The following is an 18,875-nucleotide window of genomic DNA, read 5'->3' as shown; positions in this document are numbered from 1 at the left end:
TTTCAACCATCGGAACCGCCACCGACGGGGCGCATTTGCTTTCATGTCAACCTATCGCCTGAAGAATCTGCTGTCGCCGCGTTCGGTTGCGCTTGTCGGAGCGAGCGCCCGTCCGGTCTCCGTCGGGCGCGCCGTTCTGGAGAACATTCGCAAGGCTGAATTCACGGGACAGTTCGGCCTCGTCAATCTGCGCCATGCCGAGATCGGCGGCGTTGCCGCAGTGGCCAGCCTGGACAGGCTGGAATTCGTGCCCGAGCTCGTGGTCATCACCGCGCCGGCCCGGGAGGTTCCCGGCATCATCGACCAGGCCGGGCGGCGCGGTTCGGCGGGCGCGCTGATCGTCTCGGCCGGACTCGGTCATGGACCGGGATCGCTGCACGAGGCCGCGATCGCCGCAGCCCGCAAATACGGCATGCGGCTGATCGGACCGAACTGCCTCGGCATCATGATGCCCGGCGTGAGCCTCAACGCCAGTTTTGCCGCGCACATGCCGGGAGCAGGAAGTCTTGCGCTGATTTCGCAATCCGGCGCGATCGCCGCCGGCATGGTGGACTGGGCCGCGCAGCGCGGCGTCGGCTTCTCCGGCATCGTCTCGATCGGAGACCAGATCGACGTCGATATTGCCGACCTGCTCGATTATTTCGCGATGGATCACAAGACCCGTGCGATCCTGCTCTATATCGAGTCCATCAAGGACGCGCGTAAATTCATGTCGGCGGCACGCGCCGCGGCGCGCGTCAAGCCGGTTGTCGTGGTGAAGTCCGGCCGCATGGCGCAGGGTGCGAAGGCGGCCGCTACCCACACGGGCGCGCTCGCGGGCGCCGATGCCGTCTATGACGCGGCGTTCCGCCGCGCGGGCGTCCTGCGGGTCTCCGATCTGCGCGAGCTGTTCGACTGCGCCGAAACGCTCGGCCGCGTCGAATCGCCGACCGGAAAGCGCCTCGCCATTCTGACCAATGGCGGCGGCATCGGCGTCCTCGCCGTCGATCGACTGGTCGAGCTTGGCGGAATTCCCGCGTCCATCTCGGCGGACGCCCGCAAGAAACTCGACGACGTGCTGCCGCCGACCTGGTCCGGCGCAAATCCCGTCGACATCGTGGGCGATGCCGATGCATCGCGCTACGCGGCGGCGCTCGAGGTGCTGCTCGCCGACCCCGACAATGACGCAGTTCTCGTCCTCAATGTGCAGACGGCGATCGCCTCGGCTTCCGACATCGCGACGACCGTGACGGAGCTCGTCGGCAAATATCGCGAGCAGCACCGCAGTTGGGCAAAGCCGGTGCTTGCCGCCTGGGTCGGGGCCGATCAGCCGATCATTCAGACGCTCTCTGGCGGGCGCATTCCGAACTATCCGACCGAGGACGATGCGGTGCGTGGTTTCATGCATCTGGTCCGGCATCGCGAAGTGGTCGAGGAACTGAGCCAGGTTCCCCCTGCGATGCCCGACACGTTCGTGCCTGACGCCCGGGCCGCCAGGCAGATCGTAGCTGCAGCCATCGCCGATGACCGCAAATGGCTCGAGCCTGTCGAGATCAAGCATCTGCTCGAAGCCTACGACATCGCGATGGTGCCGACCTATGCCGCGGCCGATGTCGAAGAGGCCGTGGCGTACGCGAACGAGATATTCGCGCAAGGCGCCACCGTCGTGCTGAAGATCATGTCGCGCGACATCGTTCACAAATCGGATGTCGGCGGCGTCGTGCTCAACCTGACGACCCCGGAAGCCGTGCGTGCGGCTGCCTCCGACATTCTCGCCCGGGCAAGGAAGCTGCGGCCCGAGGCCCGCATCGGCGGCGTCATCGTCCAGGCGATGGTGGTCAAGGCAAAGGCGCGCGAGCTGATCCTCGGTCTTGCCGACGATCCCACCTTCGGCACCGTCGTCGTCTTCGGCCGGGGCGGAACGGCGGTGGAGATCATCAATGACAGGGCTCTGGCGCTGCCGCCGCTCGATCTGCAACTCGCCCGCGACTTGATCGACCGCACGCGGGTCTCGCGGCTGCTGCGCGCCTACCGGGACGTGCCGGCCGTCAAGCAGGACGCCGTCGCCATGGTGCTGGTCAAGCTTGCCCAGATGGCGGCCGATATCCCTGAGATCCGCGAGTTCGACATCAACCCGCTGCTCGCGGATGAGACCGGCGTGACGGCGGTCGACGCCCGTGTCGCGGTGGGGCCGTCGCAGCGGAAATTCGCCGGCTCAGGCCCCGCCAATTTCGCCGTTCGCGCCTATCCGTCGCAGTGGGAGCGCCGCCTCAAGCTCAAGGACGATTGGCGCATCTTCGTGCGGCCGTTGCGCCCCGAGGACGAGCCGACCATCCACGCGTTCCTGCGCCATGTGACGCCTCACGACCTTCGCCTGCGCTTCTTCGCGCCGATGAAGGAGTTCACCCACGAATTCATCGCGCGCCTGACCCAGCTCGACTATGCGCGCGCGATGGCCTTCATCGCATTCGACGAGGCCACCGGCGAGATGGTCGGCGTGGTCCGGCTCCATTCGGACTCGATCTACGAGAGCGGCGAATACGCGATCCTGCTGCGGTCCGATCTCAAGGGCAGGGGGCTTGGATGGGCCCTGATGCAATTGATCATCGACTACGCGAGATCCGAAGGGCTGAAGGCCATATCGGGCGACGTGCTTCAGGAAAACACGGTGATGCTCGAAATGTGCCGGCAGCTCGGTTTCGAGGTCAAGCCGGATCCGACCGAGCCCGATATCTGCGACGTCCGGCTGAAGCTCTGAGCGCGGCGGCTAAAAGCATGATCCGGAAAAGTACGTAGCGGTTTTCCGGATCATGCTCAAACAGCAACCGAAAGCGCGATGACGATTCATCCCAGTCTCATCGCGCGTTATGAGCGCACCTCGGCCGACGTTGCAGCGGCAGGCTCCTTGGCCGTTTTCCGCAGGCTCTTGACGATGATCGCGATCAGCGGCACCAGCACCGGCACGATCGTGCTCAGCGGATGATGCACCGCGCCCGACACCTGGGCCTGGAGCGCTCGCGCCTCGAGCTGAAGGGCCTCGATGGATGCGCCGTGAATTTCATTGGCGAGCTCGATGTCGCGGCCGGACGGCGCACGGCCGGCGATGACGAAGAGAACCGCCGCGATGGCAAAATTGACGGCGCCGAGGATGGCGGCCGCCGCAATGGCGCTCCAGATCTGGACCAGCGCGAAATAGGCCGACAGCTCCAGCATCAGGAGCCCGAACGCCGCGATCAATGCCGCAAAGGCGCGCAGGCCGAGGCCCATCAGCAGATGCCGCAGCCGGATGTCCGCAATGATCCTGTCGGTCCGCCACAGGACGCGCAGATGTTTGACGATGTTCTCGGTATTCACCTAGTGTCTCCTCAGCATGAAGCCGACGACCACGCCGAGCGCGAAGGCGGAGGCGACCGATGTCATCGGGCGCTCCGCAATGAGGCCCTGAAGCTGCTCCTGCTCGTCGCTGACGGTTTCGCCGAGCTCGGCCAGCGCGGCCTTGATCTGATCGGCCAGAGCCTCGGCACGGTCCTTCGAACTCTCGAACATCTCCTCGCCGGCCGTGCTCAGCAGGCGGGTGACGTCCACCTTCAACGTCCGCAGTTCTTCGCTCATCCTGTCGCTGTCGAACATGGATTTGATGTCTCCATTAAATGGAGCGAACCTAAGACCCGCCGGCGCGATCGCGCTTGATTTGCGTCAAGGGGTGGCCAGGGGCCTGCCCTTGAGACAGGTCAACCCGCCCGCCACATGCTGGCCTAGAAGTGGCGGCTGAATGGGGACCGATCGTCCCGATGAGGTGGAAGCGTGAACTCCGAACCGCTGTTGCTGGCAACGCCTTCTGGCGATGTGCTGAAATTGCGCCCGGAAGGGTCCTGGACCGCGGCGAATGTGACGACGCTCGAGACTCTATCCCATTCGGTCGGAGCCGATGTCGATCGGTCGAGAGTTGTGACCCTGGACATGTCGGGCGTCAGCGCGCTGGATACGCTCGGCGCCTGGGTCCTGGAGAAGCTGTCGCGCAGAGCCGCATCGGCAGGCAGGTCGGCCGAATTCGTCGGCGTCGCCGATCATTTCAGCGGCCTGATGGACGAGGTACGCGAGGTCAACCGCCACACGCCGGCGCCGACGGCCACGCCCAATCCGGTTCTGCTCAGGCTCGGCGATCTCGGCAAGGCCACGGTCGGCGCGCGGGAAGACGTCACGATCTTCCTGCAAATGCTCGGCGCATTGTTCATGGCCATAATCGGTGTACTGCGCCGGCCGCGGTCGCTGCGGCTGACGTCACTGGTCTATCAGCTCTACCGCATCGGGTGGCAGGCGATTCCCATCGTCGCGCTGATCACCTTCCTGATCGGCGCCATCATCGCCCAGCAGGGATTCTTCCATTTCCGCCGATTCGGCGCGGAGTCCTACACCGTCGATATGGTCGGCATCCTGGTGCTGCGCGAGCTCGGAGTCCTGATCGTCGCAATCATGGTCGCTGGCCGGTCGGGTAGCGCCTACACCGCCGAGCTCGGTTCGATGAAGATGCGCGAGGAGATCGACGCGCTGTCGACCATGGGGCTCGATCCCGTCGACGTCCTGATCCTGCCGCGCGTTGCGGCCCTGGTCATCGCGCTGCCGATCCTCGCCTTCATCGGATCGATTGCCGCGCTCTATGGCGGCGGCCTGGTCGCGCAGTTCTATGGCGACATGGGGCCGGCGATCTACATGGCACGGCTGCGTGAGGCTATTTCCGTCACCCATTTCGAGGTGGGCATCCTGAAGGCGCCGTTCATGGCGCTGGTGATCGGGATCGTCGCCTGTAGCGAGGGCTTGCGCGTCAAGGGCAGTGCCGAGTCGCTGGGACGGCAGACGACGACGTCGGTGGTGAAGTCGATCTTCCTGGTGATCGTGCTCGACGGCCTGTTCGCGATCTTCTTTGCTTCGATCGGGATGTGACGATGGGCGAATCGCAGGAACAGTTCGCGATCCGCGTCCGCGACCTCGTGGTCGGATTTGGCCGCCAGACGGTGCTCGACCATCTCTCGCTCGACGTCCGCAAGGGCGAGATCCTCGGCCTGGTGGGGGCGTCCGGCGGCGGCAAGTCGGTCTTGATGCGGACCATCATTGGCCTCATCCCGCGCCGAAGCGGCGCCATTGAGGTCATGGGGCACGAGATTGGCGGCACGCAGAACCGCGGCACGCAAGGCGCGGCCGCGACATGGGGCATCCTGTTCCAGCAGGGCGCGCTGTTCTCCTCGCTGACGGTCCGCCAGAACGTCCAGTTTCCGCTGCGCGAAAATCTCGTCCTGTCACAGGAGCTGATGGACGAGATCGCGATCGCCAAGCTCGAAATGGTCGGGCTGCGGGCGCAGGACGCCGACAAATATCCGGCGGAGCTGTCTGGCGGCATGACCAAGCGCGTGGCGCTGGCGCGCGCGCTCGCGCTCGATCCGCCGATCCTGTTCCTGGACGAACCGACCTCCGGCCTCGATCCGATCGCTGCCGGCGATTTCGACGCGCTGATCGGGACGCTGCAAAAGACCCTGGGGCTGACCGTGTTCATGGTCACCCATGACCTCGCGAGCCTCACCACGGTCTGCGACCGCGTCGCCGCACTCGCCGACGGCAAGATCGTTGCGATTGGCCCGATGCGCGACCTGCTGCAATCAGAGCATCCCTGGGTGCGCGCCTATTTCCACGGCAAGCGCTCGCAGATGCTGCAACACGAGATGAGATGAGACATGGAAACCCGCGCTCCCTACGTGCTGATCGGCACCTTCGTGCTGGCCGCGATCCTCGCGGTGTTCGGCTTCATCTATTGGCTGAACAACACCGGCGGCATCGGGCCGCGCACGAACTACCATGTGCAATTCCAGGGACCGGTACCGGGGCTCCTGGTCGGCGCCGGCGTGCTGTTTAACGGCATCCGCGTCGGCGAGGTGACCCAGCTCGGGCTCGCGCCTGACAATCCACGCTTCGTCAATGCGACGATCTCCGTTGCTTCGGCCACGCCGGTGCGCACCGACACCAAGGTCGGGCTCGATTTCCAGGGGTTGACCGGCGTGCCGGTGGTGACGCTGGAGGGCGGCATGATCGTCGCCAAGCCCGGCGAGCCCCTGACCTTGATCGCAGAGGCCGGCGCCGGCCAGAGCATGACGCAGGCGGCGCGCGATGCGCTGCGACGGGTGGATTCGGTGCTGGAGGACAATTCCGGCCCGCTGAAGGACACCATCGCGAATTTCAAGGCGTTCTCGGACGGGCTCGCACGCAACACCGGCAAGGTCGATGGCATTCTGGCGGGCCTCGAGAAGATGACCGGAGGCGGCGCGCCCGCGCAAAAGGTCACCTATGACCTGCGCACGCCGCAGAACCTCGGACCGGCCGGCAAGACGCTTTCTGCCTCGCTGGCCATTCCCGAGCCGACCGCGGTCGCGATGCTCCAGACCCAGCGCATGCTGTTTGCGCCTAGCGGCGATAATCCGGGCTTTGCCGAATTCCTCTGGGCCGACAGCATTCCAAAGCTGGTGCAGGCGCGGCTGATCGACAGTTTCGAGAACTACGACATCGCCCATGCGCCGTTGCGCACGAGCGACCTCGGGCAGGCGGACTACCAGCTGCTGATCGACATCAGACGTTTCCGGATTGCCACGGACGGCGAGACAAGGGTCGAGATCGGTCTGTCGGCGCGGATCGTCGACAAGAACGGCAAGGTGGTCGCATCACGCCTCGTCGAGACCAGCGAGAAGCTCGACAAGGTCGAGCCGGCGGCCGCGGTTGCGGCGTTCGACGCCGCTTTCGCCCGTATCGCCAAGGAGTTGATCGGCTGGACCGTGCAGGCGGTGTGAGGCCGCCTATTCCAGCGTCTTCAGGTAGGACAGCAGGTCGTGGATCTGGTCCGGACTGAGCTCGAAGGCGGGCATGTCGGCGTGGCCCGTGTAGATGCCTTCGGCCAGCGCCTCGCCAAGGGTCGCGATCGGATAACGCCGGTGCAGCGTGCGCAGCGGCGGGGCGACCTTGAGCGGGCTCTCGGAGACGCGGTCGATCGCATGACAGCGCGCGCAATTGGCCCGGGCGAAGGCCTTTCCGCGTTGTTCGGCGGTCGGCGCCGCCAGCGCAGGCGTGATCAGAAAAAGGCCAACCAGGCCCTGGCGGAGCGCGTGCTGAAGCATGGAAGGCGGGATCCCGTCGAACTCTCGGGGCAGAATAGAGAGAGGAGGCCCGCCAGGATTGATCTGGGTCAATCGCGTTTTTGACAGCGCAGTAAAATGCAAATGCGCGTGGCGGACTCGGCCGGGGGGGCGGAGCTGGATCGACGCTAGGAGCGGTGGATGAAGCCTTCCGTGGTCACTATTGAGCCGAACGGGCATTACTGTAGCGATTGTGCCATCCGCGCATCGGCGGTTTGTTCGTCGCTGGATGCGGCCGAGCTCAGGGAATTCGAGCATCTCGGACGCCGTGTCCATTTCTCCTCAGGCGAGACTGTGTTCTCCGAGGAGGACATCACGACCTCGTTCTACAACGTTCTCGAAGGTGTCATGCGGCTGTACAAGCTGCTCCCCGACGGCCGGCGGCAAATCGTCGGCTTCGCCTTGCCCGGCGATTTCCTGGGGATGAATCTGTCCGGCCGCCACAATTTCTCTGCCGATGCAATCGGCGCGGTGACCGTGTGCCAGTTCGCGAAGGCGCCCTTCGGGCGTTTCATCGAGGAGCGGCCGCAACTGCTCAGGCGGATCAACGAGCTGGCCATTCGCGAGTTGAGCCAGGCACGCGACCATATGGTGTTGCTCGGCCGCCGCTCGGCGGACGAGAAGGTTGCGGCTTTTCTGCTTGGCTGGCGCGAGCGGCTGCTCGCGCTCAAGGAGGCGTCCGACACGGTTCCACTTCCGATGAGCCGCCAGGACATCGCCGATTATCTCGGCCTGACCATCGAGACCGTCAGTCGCACCTTCACCAAGCTTGAACGCCACGGAGCGATCGCCATCATTCATGGCGGTATCAGCCTGCTCGACCCGGCACGCGTCGAGGCCTTGGCCGCGGCCTGACCGGCTTTCCACATAGCTCTCGGATTTTTGATCCCGATCAATGACGCCGGGCACCTGCCGCAAATAATGCCCCTCAAACAACCCGGGAGGAGCATGATGCCTACTGACGCGTTGCTGATGACCATTGTCGTCGTGGCGATCTTCGTCATTTTCGCCGCAGCTCTGGCGTGGGCGGACCGACAAACCAGCGCAGGCCGGCTGGACCCCGATTCCAAGCGCTGAAGCTCCTGATCGTAAGTCTCGTCTGACGCGGCTAACCGCCGAGTTCGCGCGGCCGGCCCTTGGCCGTTCGGCAGCGTCTTAACGCAATCGCGGCGTGCGGTGCCTGCAACTCTGCATCCACCGGGACGCATTGGCGCATCCTTCGGATGCCGGCTTCGAGCCGGGCGGCAGCATTTTCGCCGCATTTGCTTCAAACCGCGCGCATGCTTTCCGGTTGAAATGCCGGGCAACACTGACTACGCAGGAACTCCAGTGCCTCGCAGTCTTAGGAGCCCAGCGGCGTGCCTCAGGACAAGACCGGCGATCCCCGACAAGCGGCGGGCAACAAATTATCGGTCCTGCGCAAGCACCCGATCTTCGCGGATCTGGAGCCGGATGCGCTCGATCAGCTCTGCCGCTACGCCAAGCACACCACCGTGAAGCGCGGTGCGACGATCGCCGCCAAGGGCGATCCCGGCAACAATTTGTTCGCGGTGATCACGGGGACGGTAAAGATATCCTCCTCTTCGCCCGACGGACGGAACGCCATTCTCAATCTCATCGGTCCCGGAGAAATCTTTGGCGAGATCGCGGTTCTCGACGGTGCACCGCGTTCGGCGGATGCGACCGCCAACACCAATTGCGAGCTCTACATCATCGACCGCCGGGACTTCCTTCCGTTTGTGAAGAGTCAGCCGGCGCTGGCGATGAAGTTCATCGAGTTGCTTTGCGCGCGCCTGCGCTGGACCAGCCAGCAGGTCGAGCAGGTCATCCTCCAGAATCTGCCGGGCCGGCTCGCAAGCGCGCTGCTTGGTCTCACCGAGGAGCGCAAGTTCGACTCCGGCAGCGGCACGCTCGCCATCACCCAGCAGGAGATCAGCGAGATGGTGGGGATGACGCGCGAGAGCATCAACAAGCAATTGCGCGCCTGGGCCGGACGCAACTGGGTCCGCCTCGAGCATGGCGCCATCGTCGTGCTCGATATCGATGCGCTGCGCGAGCTCGCCGAAAGCGGCCTCGGCGGCGATTGATTGCGTTCGCCTAACCGTCGATGATGGCGACCGCGCGGGTCCAGCCCGCGGAGGCGCGTTCGATCTTCACCGGAAAGCATGAGACCGTGAACCCGGCCGAGGGCAATTGATCGAGATTGTGCAGCTTCTCGAGATGGCAATAGCCGATGTGCCGTCCCGCCTTGTGGCCTTCCCAGATCAGGCCGGCATCTTTTGTCTCGGCATATTTCTTCGCGGTGTAGACGAATGGCGCGTCCCAGCTCCAGCCGTCGGTGCCGGTCAGCCGCACGCCGCGCTCGAGCAGATACATGGTGGCCTCGTAACCCATGCCGCAACCGGAATTGACGTAGTCGGCCTGGCCGAATTTGGCGCCCGCGCTGGTGTTGACGACGACGATCTCCAGCGGCGAGAGCGTGTGGCCGATGCGCTTGAGCTCCTTTTCGACGTCGTCGGCGGTCACGACATAACCATCCTGCAGGTGCCGGAAGTCGAGCTTCACGCCGGGCTGAAGACACCATTCCAGCGGCACCTCGTCGATCGTCCATGACCGCTCGCCGCGATTCATGGTCGGGTGGAAGTGCCAGGGCGCATCGAGATGCGTCCCGTTGTGGGTCGACAACGAGACCTGTTCGACGGCCCAGCCCTGGCCGTCCGGCAGGTCCTGCGCCCTAAGGCCGTCGAAGAACTGCAGCATGCGCGGCAGGCCCTGCTGGTGATCGATGTATTGGATCGTCGGGTGATTGCCCGGCGGGTCGGACGTCACGTCGTTTCTGAGCGGCACGGAGATATCGATCAGCGTCCGCGGCATGGGCATTCCCTCGAGATGGTCCGGTCCTGTTTCGGCGCATTTTGTCGGGGCCGCACAGGTGGCGTCAAGTAACGCGCCGGAGAGCCGCCTCACGCCGGAGGACGGTCCAACTATTCCGGAAATCGGAAGTTTCTGCCGGTTACCTCCCCGGGGCGGCGCGGCATCGATCGATGCAAGTCCTGCATCGATCGATGCCGGATTTGGCTTGGACTCAGAATGCCGCCCGCCCTAGGGACGATGTTGGCGACATCGCGCCGACGCTGCGCGTTCACCGGGAAGGGCGACCGTCTCGTCCGAACCTCCAAGCCGCAATCAATAGCGGTCGAGCACAAACCGAGAGGAACATCCATGGACACGACGAGCATCGTTCGCTCGCATCCGGCATCGGCCGATGGCGAGGCGCGATGGCAGGGAGCACTTGCCGCGCAGGCCCCGCCCGGGGGGAGCGCGATGACGGCCGCATCTTCCGCGCCGGCGATCTTGAAACAGCCGAATCCGCTCGACTCCGCCGCGCAATCCTACCAAGGTGGTGCGTTTGTCACGCTTGACTTTACACCTGAAGTGGAGCGACCCAAGGCGGCGCGCAGCATTTGCCCGACAACGACATAATCAACTCAGGAGGAAGCCCAGATGAAGACACTCACCGGTATCATCGCAGCCGCTGTGCTGGCGGTCTCAGCGCCCTTGGCGACCGCACGCGATTTCCGCTCCGCCGACATCCATCCCGCCGATTATCCGACCGTCGAGGCCGTCAAGTTCATGGGCAAGCAGCTCGCGACGGCGAGCGGCGGCAAGCTCGGCGTGAAGGTGTTTCCCAACGGTGCCCTGGGCTCCGAGAAGGACACCATCGAGCAGCTCAAGATCGGCGCGCTCGACATGATGCGAATCAACGCATCGCCGCTGAACAACTTCGTGCCTGAGACCATCGCGTTGTGCCTGCCCTTCATCTTCCGGGACACGCAGCACATGCGCACGGTCCTTGACGGGCCGATCGGTGATGAGATCCTGGCGGCCATGGAGCCCGCGGGCCTGGTCGGCCTTGCCTACTATGATAGCGGCGCCCGCTCCATTTACACCGTCAAGGCCCCGGTCAAGTCGCTTGCCGACCTCAAGGGCCTGAAAATTCGCGTCCAGCAATCCGACCTGTGGGTCGGCATGATCCAGAGCCTCGGGGCCAACCCGACGCCGATGCCGTATGGCGAGGTCTATACCGCGCTCAAGACCGGTCTGGTGGATGCGGCCGAGAACAACTGGCCCTCCTACGAGTCCTCGCGCCATTTCGAGGCAGCCAAGTTCTACAACGTCACCGAGCACTCCCTGGCGCCCGAAGTTCTCGTGATGTCCAAGAAGGTCTGGGACACGCTGAGCAAGGAGGATCAGGCGATGATCCGCAAGGCGGCCAAGGAATCGGTGCCCGTCATGCGCAAGCTCTGGGACGAGCGCGAGCAGGCGTCCCGCAAGACCGTCGAGGCTGCCGGCGTCCAGGTCGTCACGATCGCCAACAAGGCGGAATTCGTCGACGCGATGAAGCCGGTCTACGCCAAGTTCGCCGGTGACGAGAAGCTGCAGAGCCTCGTCAAGCGCATCCAGGACACGAAGTAAGGCCATGGCGTCGGGTCCGGCGTCGCCTCGAGGTGACACCGGACACTCGCAAGGAGAGGCGGGAATGACAGACCCACACGTCGCAAGCCACGAGCAGGACGTCGCCGGACGCCCGTCGACCGGCTTGCTGTCGCGGATCAATGCCCCCGTTGCGCGCGCGGGCATGTATCTGTCCGTGACCGGCCTGCTCGTCATCGTCACCATCGTGTTCTATCAGGTGTTCGGACGTTACGTGCTCAATTCCAGCCCGACCTGGACGGAGAACCTTGCGCTGGTCCTGATCCTGTACGTCACGCTGATCGGCGCCGCCGTCGGCGTGCGCGATGCCGGACACATCGGCATGGACAGTCTCTTGGTCATGCTTCCGGATCATGTGCGCGAGAAGATCGAGCTTGTGATCCACGTACTGGTCGCCGTGTTCGGCATTGCGATGGCCTACAACGGCTGGATCCTCGGAGCGTCGGTCGGCACCGTGAAGATTCCCAATCTCGGCCTGCCCGAGGTGATCCGCTACGTGCCGCTGATCGCCTCCGGCGTCCTGATCGTCTCCTTTTCAATCGAGCACATCATTGCTCTCCTGCGCGGCGAAGAGGTCGTCCCCTCATGGAATTGATCATCCTCGGCGCCTCCTTTTTCGGCTTCCTGATCCTCGGCGTCCCGGTCGCCTTCGCGATCGGCCTGTCGGCGATCTGCACCATCCTCTACGAAGGCCTGCCGGTTGCCGTCATCTTCCAGCAGATGATGTCGGGGATGAACATCTTCTCGTTCCTGGCCATTCCGTTCTTCGTCTTCAGCGGTGAGCTGATGCTGCATGGCGGCGTCGCCGACAAGATCGTGCAGCTCGCCAAGAATCTCGTCGGACACATCCGCGGCGGGCTCGGCATGTCGAACGTTGTCGCCTGCACGCTGTTCGGCGGCGTCTCCGGTTCGCCCGTGGCCGACGTGTCGGCGATGGGCGCGGTGATGATCCCGATGATGAAGAAGGAAGGTTTCGACACCGACTACGCCGTCAACGTCACCACCCACGCCTCGCTGGTCGGAGCCTTGATGCCGACCAGCCACAACATGATCATCTATGCCCTGGCCGCCGGCGGTAAGGTGTCGATCGGCGCGTTGATCGCCGCCGGCCTGCTGCCGGCGCTCGTGCTGATGGTGTGCATGCTGGTCGCCGCTTACGCGGTCGCGGTGAAGCGCGGCTATCCGGCTGGGAAGTTCCCGGGCTGGACCGAGGTTTTCCGCTCGTTCGCGGCCGCGCTGCCCGGTCTTCTGATCGTCGGTATCATCCTGGCGGGCATCCTGTCCGGCGTTTTCACCGCAACTGAATCCGCAGCCGTCGCGGTCACCTACACGATCGTGCTGACGTTCTTCATCTACCGCACCATGACCTTGCCGAACTTCCTGCGGGCCGCCGCCAAGGCGGTGAAGACGACGGGCGTGGTGCTGCTGCTGATCGGCGTCTCCACCATGTTCCAGTATCTGATGGGGCTCTACGAGGTGGCCGATTTCGCCGGCGACCTGATGAGCCGGGTCTCCACGCAGCCCTGGATGATTTTCCTGCTCATCAACGTCATCCTGTTCGTGCTCGGCACCTTCATGGACATGGCGGCGACCATCCTAATCTGCACCCCGATCTTCCTGCCGATCGCGATGAAGGCGGGCATGGATCCCGTGCAGTTCGGCATGCTGATGCTGATCAACTGTGCCCTGGGACTGAACACCCCGCCGGTCGGAACGACGCAGTTCGTGGGCTGTGCCATCGGCGGCATCTCGGTGGGCGCGGTGATGCGCACCATTCTGCCGTTCTATGCCGCGCTGATCGCAGCGCTGATGTTCGTCACTTACGTCCCCGCCTTCTCGCTGTGGCTGCCGCGTCTGCTGATGGGATACAAGGGATAGCTGCCGTGCGCGCGCCGGCACTTGGCCGGCGCACCGAGCTTGCGTAGTTTGCGTCACAGCAACAGGGAGAAACTGTCCGTGACCGACTATCGCAAGCTCTTCGATCTCACCGGCAAGACGGCAGTCGTGCTCGGCGCCGCCTCGGGCATCGGCAAATCATCGGCCGAGGCGCTGGCCGGGCTCGGCGCCCGAGTCGTCTGTGCCGATCGTGCGATTGATGCAGCGGAAGCGACCGCCGCCGGCATTCGCGGCAAGGGCGGCTGGGCCGAGGCGGCCGCATGTGACGCCGCGAATGCTGCGGACGTCAATGCGCTGGCCAAAACCGTGATGCAGAAGTTCCCGCAGCTTGACATCGCCGTGACGACGCCCGGGCTCAACATCCGCAAGACGATCCTCGACTACACCGAGGAGGATCTCGACCGTGTCCTTAACCTCAACGTCAAGGGCACGGTCTGGTTCTTCCAGGCCTTTGGCCGCATCATGGTCGAGCAGAAGGGCGGCAGCATCATCGCCTGCTCCTCGGTGCGCGCGGTGACCATCGAACCGGGCCTTGGCGTCTACGGCTCGACCAAGGCGGCGATCGGCCTGCTGGTGAAGGGCTTTGCCTCCGAGGTCGGTCATGCCGGCGTGCGCGTCAACGCCATCGCGCCGAGCATCGCCGAGACCGCGCTCACCGGCCCGTTCAAGCAGCGCCCCGACATCTACAATCTCTATGCCGGCCACACCGTGTTCAACCGCTGGAGCAGCGCCGACGAGGTCGCAACGGCGGTGGCCTATCTCGCCTCGGACGCCGCGAGCTACGTCAGCGGCAGCACGCTGTTCGTCGATGGCGGCTGGACGGCGGTCGACGGTCCGCCGACCGGGCTCACCCAATTGCACAAATAGGACGATTATCGGCGCCTAGCCGGCAAAGCCCGCGCGCCGGCGCAGCTCCTGTCGGTCTGCGCCGGTCAGCAAAGCGATCAGCGCGGCGGCTTCTTTCGGATGTGCGGCCCGCGTGGTCACGCCGGCCGTGTACATCGTCACCAGTTCGCAGCCCGGCGGCAGCGATCCCGACAACGCAATGCCGTCGGTCGCGATGATCTCGGTCGCCTGGGTGCAGCCGATCGGCCGCGTCGCGGCGGACGCCGCAAGCTCCCGCATCGCCGTCGCGCCGTTCGGGAATATCTTGAGACGCGATGCGACCTCGTAGGCGATGCCGAGCTGATCCAGCACCTTTGCGACGTGCTGGCCCGCGGTCGAAGCCTTGGTGTCCGGAACATAGATGGCGTCTGCGGCACGCAGGACCTCGCGCAGATCGGCTTCAGTCTTCACGGTCACCCTGGGATCGCGGTTTCGGACCGCAAGCGCGGTTCCAACTCTGCCGACATCTGCGATCGAGGAGGAGACGACGAGCTTCTCCTCGGCGAGCTTTGCGAGGAGTGACTGCGTCAGGATCACGAGATCGGCCGGCGTACTTGCACGCAGCTTGTCGGCCATGATGCCGACGGCGCCGAACTCGCCGTCGATGCCGAGCCCGGTCTGCGCCTTGTAGGCCTCGGCAAGGCCGCGCACCAGGCCTTGCGCCGCGCCTCCGCTCAAGATGTTCACTGTCGTCACGATGCAAGCTCCATGGCTGCGATGATCTTGTCGCGCGTGATCGGCAGGTCGCGCACGCGGACGCCGAGGCAATCGTAGACCGCGTTTGCGATTGCCGCCGTCACCGGGCCGTGCGCGGCCTCGCCGGCGCCGACCGGCTCGATCTCCGGCCGCTGGATGATCTCGACATCCACCGCCGGCACCTCGCTGAACGTCAGGATCGGATAGTCCGTCCAGGAGGTGGAGGCAATGCGTGTCCGGTCGAAGCGGACGCGCTCTTTCAGCACCCAGCTCGTCGCCTGGATCGCGCCGCCCTCGATCTGGTTGACGACGCCGTCAGGGTTGATGGCCTCGCCGACATCGACTGCGAGCGTCAGCCGTTTCACGCGGATGTTGTCGGAGCCTTCGATCTCCGCTATCGCAGCGCAATAGGCGCCCGTGTTCTTGTAGCGCGCAAAGCCGACGCCGTAGCCGATGCCGGTTCGCTTCTCCGGCTTCCACTGCGCGCGTCGGGCCGCGGCGCGAATGACGTCCTTTGCACGCTCGTCACGCAGATGGCGCAGGCGAAACGCGACCGGATCTTCGTCGCGCAAAACGGCTATCTCGTCGAGCAGGGATTCGATGGCGAACACGTTGCCTTGCGCGCCCAGGGTGCGGAGCGCCGAGGTGCGCACCGGCATCGTCAGCAGGCGGTGGCTGGTGATCGTCCAGACCGGAAGGTCATAGAGCGGGACCGAGTTGCGGTCACCGCCGCCGCCATTGGCCGCCGGTGGATTGGTCGAGATCATGCGCGGGTAGGGGTTTGCGATCTCGGTTGCCGCGAGCAGCGCCGGCTGCGCCGCGCGCCCCGGCCGCGCCGCGTGGCCGTTGCTCCAGATCGCATGGCGCCAGCCGACGATTTCGTTGTCCGCATCGAGATCGGCCTCGATCTCGATGGCCATGGCCGCGCCGAACGGAGCATGGGACATCTCGTCGTGGCGCGACCACTGCACCCGGACCGGACGGCCGTCGGCCGCCTTCGCCAGCAGCACGGCATCGAGCGCGACGTCGTCGGCCGCATTGTGCCCGTAGCAGCCGGCGCCCTCCATATGCTCGACGACGATGTTTTCTGCCGGCAGCCTGAGCACGATCGCGAGATCGGCGCGCAGCAGATAGACGCCCTGGCTGTGGGTCCAGACCTGGACGCAATCGCCGTCCCATTGCGCCATCGCACAGGACGGCGCGATCGAGGCATGCGCGATGTAGGGGCGGGTGTATTGCCGGCGCAGAGTGCGCGCGGCTTTATTCGTCGATGCCGCTGTTCTGGTGTCGATGGTGGTCGTCTCGACCGGTTGGCTCTTCAGGAAGCCCGCCATGTCGTTTTCGTCGGGCAGCGGCTCGCCGGCCGACCATGTCGCGCCCTTGCGCAGGGCATTCAGCGCGGCTTCCGCCGCCACCTCGCTGTCGGCGACCACGCCGGCGAAACCACCGTCGCGAGCGATCGCGACGAGACCCGGAACGGTGCGCGCGGCCGTTTCGTCGAGCGCGGTCAATTTGGCGCCCGAGATGTCCGGCCGCAGCACGCGGCCGTGCAACAGGTCCGGCAGCGCACGATCGTGGAGGAAACGCGGCCGTGCGAACACCTTGTCGGGAATGTCCACGCGCTGGATGGAATGTCCGGCGATGGCGCGCTTGGCGGCGGTCTTCGCCGCCACGCCCACGCTGGCGTCGTGGTCGAGCGAGACGTCACCCGCCAGCTCCCAATAGCTGGTCCTGACGTTGCCGGGACCCGAGATCGTGCCGTCATCGACATCGAGCAGCGAGGCATCGACGCCGAGGCGTTCCGACGCTGCGACGAGGAGGCGCTGGCGCACTTCGGCGCAAACGTGTCGCAGCGCGCGGCCGGATTGCTGGATCGAAAGGCTGCCCGAGGTGACGCCTTCGTTCGGGCTGGTGGCGGTCGAGGCGCGGATCATGTCGACCCTGGAGATATCGACGTCGAGCTCGTCCGCCGCGATCTGGGCCAGCGCCGTGACGATGCCCTGACCGATCTCGACCTTGCCGGGCAAGATCGCCACGCGGCCTTCGCCGGTGAACCGCACCCAGGACGACAGTCTTGGATTGGCGAGGAGGCTGACCGGCAGTTTCGGGGCAGGGGGCGTCATGTGGTGGCCATCTCCGAGGCCGCGCGCAGCACGGCGCGGACCATGCGGTTATGCGATCCGCAACGGCACAGGTTGCGGTCGAGAGCCGTTCTGACCTCGGCCTCTGTCGGCGACGGATTGCGCTTCAGCAGCGCCGCCGCGCTGATCAGGATTCCCGCAACACAATAGCCGCATTGCATCGCCTGCTCGGAGATGAAGGCGCGCTGCAACGCGTGTGGCCGCTCCGCCGTGCCGAGGCCCTCGATCGTGACGACGTCTTTGCCTGCGACCGACCACATTGGCATGTCGCAGGAGGCCATCGCGCGATCGCCGACCAAGACATGACAGGCTCCGCACTCTCCGGCGCCGCAGCCGAAATGCGGACCGGTGACGCCGAGCCGGCCGCGCAGCACCTCGAGCAGCGTCTGATCCGGATCCGCATCCACAGCCGTGGCCGCGCCGTTGAGCTGGAATTGAATGGTCGGCATGGTCGTTCTACGGCCTCAGGACTTGTCGAACTTCTTGACGACATCGGCCCATTTCTCGATGTCGCCGCGCAGGAACTTGTCGAATTCCCCCGGCGTCATCGACATGGGCATGGCACCCTGCGCGGTCCAGAGTTTTATGATGTCGGGTCGCTTCACCATTGCGTTTACTGCGGCATTGAGTTTGTCGATGACAGGCTTTGGCGTGCCTGCCGGCGCCATCAGGCCGAGCCAGATCGTCGCCTCATAGCCTGCTGCGCCGGCCTCGCCGGCGGTCGGCACGTTCGGCAGCACCGCCGAGCGCTGCTTGCCGGTGGTGGCGAGGGCGCGGACCTGGTTCTCGGCGATATTCGGCGCCATTGCCGGCACCGCGTCGATCATCATCTGCACCTGTCCGCCGATCACGCCGCTGCGCGCCTCGCCGCTGTTGCGGTAGGGCACGTGGACGACGTTGATGCCGGCCATCGCTTTGAACAGCTCGCCGGCCATGTGATAGGGCGTTCCCTGGCCGGAGGAGGCGTAGTTCAGCTTCCCCGGTTGCGATCTGGCGAGCGCGATGAACTCTTGCAGCGTCCTGGCTGGAACCTGCGGGTTCACCACGATGACGAGATCGGAATAGTTCACCGGCGCGATCGGTGCGAGGTCGCGCATCAGTTCGTATTTGCGTTGCTCCGGCGTCAGCAGCGATTCATTTGCGGTCTGGGTATTGGACATCATCAACAGCGTGTAGCCGTCGGCCGGCGACTTCGCCGCTTCGACGGTGCCGATGACACCGCCCGCGCCGGTGCGGTTCTCGACCACGAAGGGCTGGCCAAAACTCTCCTGGAGCGCGTTGCCGATCAGCCGGGCCGCGACGTCGGCCGGCCCGCCGGCGCCGAAGGGCACGACGATTCGGACCGCGTGCGTGGGATAATCTTGCGCCAATGAGGGGGCTGCGGCGACTACGCCGAGCAGGCCGGCGGCCAGCGCCAGCATGAATTGTCGGGCCGTCACGCCCACCTCCCTGATATCGTTCTTGTTGGCCGCACTGTAGCGGCAGGGAACGCGGACTGTCGACGCCTCACAAAGTCGATCGTGCCGGGAATATCGGGCGGTTTTCGGTGTGGCCGTGCCGGATTTCGCGTTTGCGGCAGGAGCCGGCCGCGCGTGCGGTTTGAGCAAATCGC

The 18,875-nt window shown here is 65.1% G+C and carries 19 protein-coding genes; 11 read left to right on the top strand and 8 right to left on the bottom strand.

Annotated elements, in window-relative coordinates; genetic code table 11:
- The first annotated feature begins 43 nt into the window (after nt 1-43).
- Nucleotides 44-2,737, top strand: coding sequence for a bifunctional acetate--CoA ligase family protein/GNAT family N-acetyltransferase (locus BM118_RS32565; RefSeq protein ID WP_092190980.1), 2,694 nt, complete (start codon nt 44-46; stop codon nt 2,735-2,737).
- Nucleotides 2,738-2,844: 107 nt separating this feature from the next.
- On the opposite strand, the gene BM118_RS32560 is transcribed toward BM118_RS32565, so the two are convergent.
- Complete coding sequence (locus tag BM118_RS32560) at nt 2,845-3,333, bottom strand: phage holin family protein (protein ID WP_092190978.1); 489 nt, start codon at nt 3,331-3,333, stop codon at nt 2,845-2,847.
- On the bottom strand, nt 3,334-3,609 hold the full coding sequence (locus BM118_RS32555; RefSeq protein WP_092190976.1) for a hypothetical protein: 276 nt from the start codon (nt 3,607-3,609) through the stop codon (nt 3,334-3,336).
- Nucleotides 3,610-3,783: 174 nt separating this feature from the next.
- Between BM118_RS32555 and BM118_RS32550 the strand changes: the two genes are divergently transcribed.
- From BM118_RS32550 to BM118_RS32540, 3 genes are read left to right on the top strand one after another with little or no spacing between them, the layout of a single operon-like run.
- On the top strand, nt 3,784-4,920 hold the full coding sequence (locus BM118_RS32550) for an ABC transporter permease (RefSeq protein ID WP_092190974.1): 1,137 nt from the start codon (nt 3,784-3,786) through the stop codon (nt 4,918-4,920).
- A 2-nt stretch (nt 4,921-4,922) separates the two neighbouring features.
- Nucleotides 4,923-5,702, top strand: a complete 780-nt coding sequence (locus BM118_RS32545; protein WP_027545941.1) for an ABC transporter ATP-binding protein — start codon at nt 4,923-4,925, stop codon at nt 5,700-5,702.
- Between the two features lie 3 nt (nt 5,703-5,705).
- Nucleotides 5,706-6,809, top strand: a complete 1,104-nt coding sequence (locus BM118_RS32540; RefSeq protein ID WP_092190972.1) for an ABC-type transport auxiliary lipoprotein family protein — start codon at nt 5,706-5,708, stop codon at nt 6,807-6,809.
- A gap of 6 nt (nt 6,810-6,815) precedes the next feature.
- On the opposite strand, the gene BM118_RS32535 is transcribed toward BM118_RS32540, so the two are convergent.
- A complete protein-coding gene (locus BM118_RS32535; protein WP_092190970.1) occupies nt 6,816-7,133 on the bottom strand; it encodes a c-type cytochrome in 318 nt (105 codons plus the stop codon).
- Nucleotides 7,134-7,292: 159 nt separating this feature from the next.
- On the opposite strand from BM118_RS32535, the gene BM118_RS32530 reads away from it, so the two are divergent.
- Nucleotides 7,293-8,006, top strand: coding sequence for a helix-turn-helix domain-containing protein (locus tag BM118_RS32530; protein WP_092190968.1), 714 nt, complete (start codon nt 7,293-7,295; stop codon nt 8,004-8,006).
- 503 nt (nt 8,007-8,509) lie between these two features.
- Nucleotides 8,510-9,238, top strand: a complete 729-nt coding sequence (locus BM118_RS32520; RefSeq protein WP_092190964.1) for a Crp/Fnr family transcriptional regulator — start codon at nt 8,510-8,512, stop codon at nt 9,236-9,238.
- A 10-nt stretch (nt 9,239-9,248) separates the two neighbouring features.
- Here the strand turns inward: BM118_RS32520 and BM118_RS32515 are convergent, their stop codons facing one another.
- Nucleotides 9,249-10,025, bottom strand: coding sequence for a cyclase family protein (locus BM118_RS32515; RefSeq protein WP_092190962.1), 777 nt, complete (start codon nt 10,023-10,025; stop codon nt 9,249-9,251).
- A 348-nt stretch (nt 10,026-10,373) separates the two neighbouring features.
- On the opposite strand from BM118_RS32515, the gene BM118_RS32510 reads away from it, so the two are divergent.
- From BM118_RS32510 to BM118_RS32490, 5 genes are all read left to right on the top strand, one after another.
- A complete protein-coding gene (locus BM118_RS32510) occupies nt 10,374-10,634 on the top strand; it encodes a hypothetical protein (RefSeq protein ID WP_092190960.1) in 261 nt (86 codons plus the stop codon).
- Nucleotides 10,635-10,655: 21 nt separating this feature from the next.
- Nucleotides 10,656-11,627 carry a TRAP transporter substrate-binding protein gene (locus BM118_RS32505; protein ID WP_092190958.1) on the top strand — a complete coding sequence of 324 codons (972 nt, stop codon included), beginning with the start codon at nt 10,656-10,658 and terminating at the stop codon, nt 11,625-11,627.
- A gap of 64 nt (nt 11,628-11,691) precedes the next feature.
- Nucleotides 11,692-12,240 (top strand): TRAP transporter small permease, encoded by a 549-nt coding sequence (locus BM118_RS32500; RefSeq protein WP_092190956.1) that lies wholly within the window; start codon nt 11,692-11,694, stop codon nt 12,238-12,240.
- Nucleotides 12,231-13,523, top strand: coding sequence for a TRAP transporter large permease (locus tag BM118_RS32495; protein WP_092190954.1), 1,293 nt, complete (start codon nt 12,231-12,233; stop codon nt 13,521-13,523). Before BM118_RS32500 ends, BM118_RS32495 begins: the two co-directional genes overlap by 10 nt.
- Before the next feature lie 78 nt (nt 13,524-13,601).
- The gene (locus BM118_RS32490; RefSeq protein WP_092190952.1) at nt 13,602-14,408 is read left to right on the top strand and encodes an SDR family NAD(P)-dependent oxidoreductase; all 807 of its coding nucleotides are present in this window, start codon (nt 13,602-13,604) and stop codon (nt 14,406-14,408) included.
- Between the two features lie 15 nt (nt 14,409-14,423).
- On the opposite strand, the gene BM118_RS32485 is transcribed toward BM118_RS32490, so the two are convergent.
- From BM118_RS32485 to BM118_RS32470, 4 genes are read right to left on the bottom strand one after another with little or no spacing between them, the layout of a single operon-like run.
- Nucleotides 14,424-15,122 carry a molybdate ABC transporter substrate-binding protein gene (locus tag BM118_RS32485; protein ID WP_092190950.1) on the bottom strand — a complete coding sequence of 233 codons (699 nt, stop codon included), beginning with the start codon at nt 15,120-15,122 and terminating at the stop codon, nt 14,424-14,426.
- A complete protein-coding gene (locus BM118_RS32480) occupies nt 15,119-17,245 on the bottom strand; it encodes a xanthine dehydrogenase family protein molybdopterin-binding subunit (protein ID WP_092190948.1) in 2,127 nt (708 codons plus the stop codon). Before BM118_RS32480 ends, BM118_RS32485 begins: the two co-directional genes overlap by 4 nt.
- On the bottom strand, nt 17,242-17,712 hold the full coding sequence (locus BM118_RS32475; protein WP_092190946.1) for a (2Fe-2S)-binding protein: 471 nt from the start codon (nt 17,710-17,712) through the stop codon (nt 17,242-17,244). Before BM118_RS32475 ends, BM118_RS32480 begins: the two co-directional genes overlap by 4 nt.
- Nucleotides 17,713-17,727: 15 nt before the next feature.
- A complete protein-coding gene (locus BM118_RS32470; protein WP_177234909.1) occupies nt 17,728-18,684 on the bottom strand; it encodes a Bug family tripartite tricarboxylate transporter substrate binding protein in 957 nt (318 codons plus the stop codon).
- Nucleotides 18,685-18,875 lie beyond the last annotated feature (191 nt).

The sequence above is a fragment of the Bradyrhizobium sp. cf659 genome, assembly GCF_900113725.1.
Taxonomy (GTDB): Bacteria; Pseudomonadota; Alphaproteobacteria; order Rhizobiales; family Xanthobacteraceae; genus Bradyrhizobium.
Note: the sequence above shows the minus strand (reverse complement) of the source record. Positions and strands in the feature narration are given on the sequence as shown.

What these genes read in the sequence shown, in the direction of transcription:
- BM118_RS32565 (WP_092190980.1), top strand. Translation starts at nt 44, where the DNA reads ATGTCAACCTATCGCCTGAAGAATCTGCTGTCGCCGCGTTCGGTTGCG.
- BM118_RS32555 (WP_092190976.1), bottom strand. Translation starts at nt 3,609, where the DNA reads ATGTTCGACAGCGACAGGATGAGCGAAGAACTGCGGACGTTGAAGGTG.
- BM118_RS32545 (WP_027545941.1), top strand. Translation starts at nt 4,923, where the DNA reads ATGGGCGAATCGCAGGAACAGTTCGCGATCCGCGTCCGCGACCTCGTG.
- BM118_RS32540 (WP_092190972.1), top strand. Translation starts at nt 5,706, where the DNA reads ATGGAAACCCGCGCTCCCTACGTGCTGATCGGCACCTTCGTGCTGGCC.
- BM118_RS32535 (WP_092190970.1), bottom strand. Translation starts at nt 7,133, where the DNA reads ATGCTTCAGCACGCGCTCCGCCAGGGCCTGGTTGGCCTTTTTCTGATC.
- BM118_RS32530 (WP_092190968.1), top strand. Translation starts at nt 7,293, where the DNA reads ATGAAGCCTTCCGTGGTCACTATTGAGCCGAACGGGCATTACTGTAGC.
- BM118_RS32515 (WP_092190962.1), bottom strand. Translation starts at nt 10,025, where the DNA reads ATGCCGCGGACGCTGATCGATATCTCCGTGCCGCTCAGAAACGACGTG.
- BM118_RS32510 (WP_092190960.1), top strand. Translation starts at nt 10,374, where the DNA reads ATGGACACGACGAGCATCGTTCGCTCGCATCCGGCATCGGCCGATGGC.
- BM118_RS32505 (WP_092190958.1), top strand. Translation starts at nt 10,656, where the DNA reads ATGAAGACACTCACCGGTATCATCGCAGCCGCTGTGCTGGCGGTCTCA.
- BM118_RS32500 (WP_092190956.1), top strand. Translation starts at nt 11,692, where the DNA reads ATGACAGACCCACACGTCGCAAGCCACGAGCAGGACGTCGCCGGACGC.
- BM118_RS32495 (WP_092190954.1), top strand. Translation starts at nt 12,231, where the DNA reads ATGGAATTGATCATCCTCGGCGCCTCCTTTTTCGGCTTCCTGATCCTC.
- BM118_RS32480 (WP_092190948.1), bottom strand. Translation starts at nt 17,245, where the DNA reads ATGACGCCCCCTGCCCCGAAACTGCCGGTCAGCCTCCTCGCCAATCCA.
- BM118_RS32475 (WP_092190946.1), bottom strand. Translation starts at nt 17,712, where the DNA reads ATGCCGACCATTCAATTCCAGCTCAACGGCGCGGCCACGGCTGTGGAT.
- BM118_RS32470 (WP_177234909.1), bottom strand. Translation starts at nt 18,684, where the DNA reads ATGCTGGCGCTGGCCGCCGGCCTGCTCGGCGTAGTCGCCGCAGCCCCC.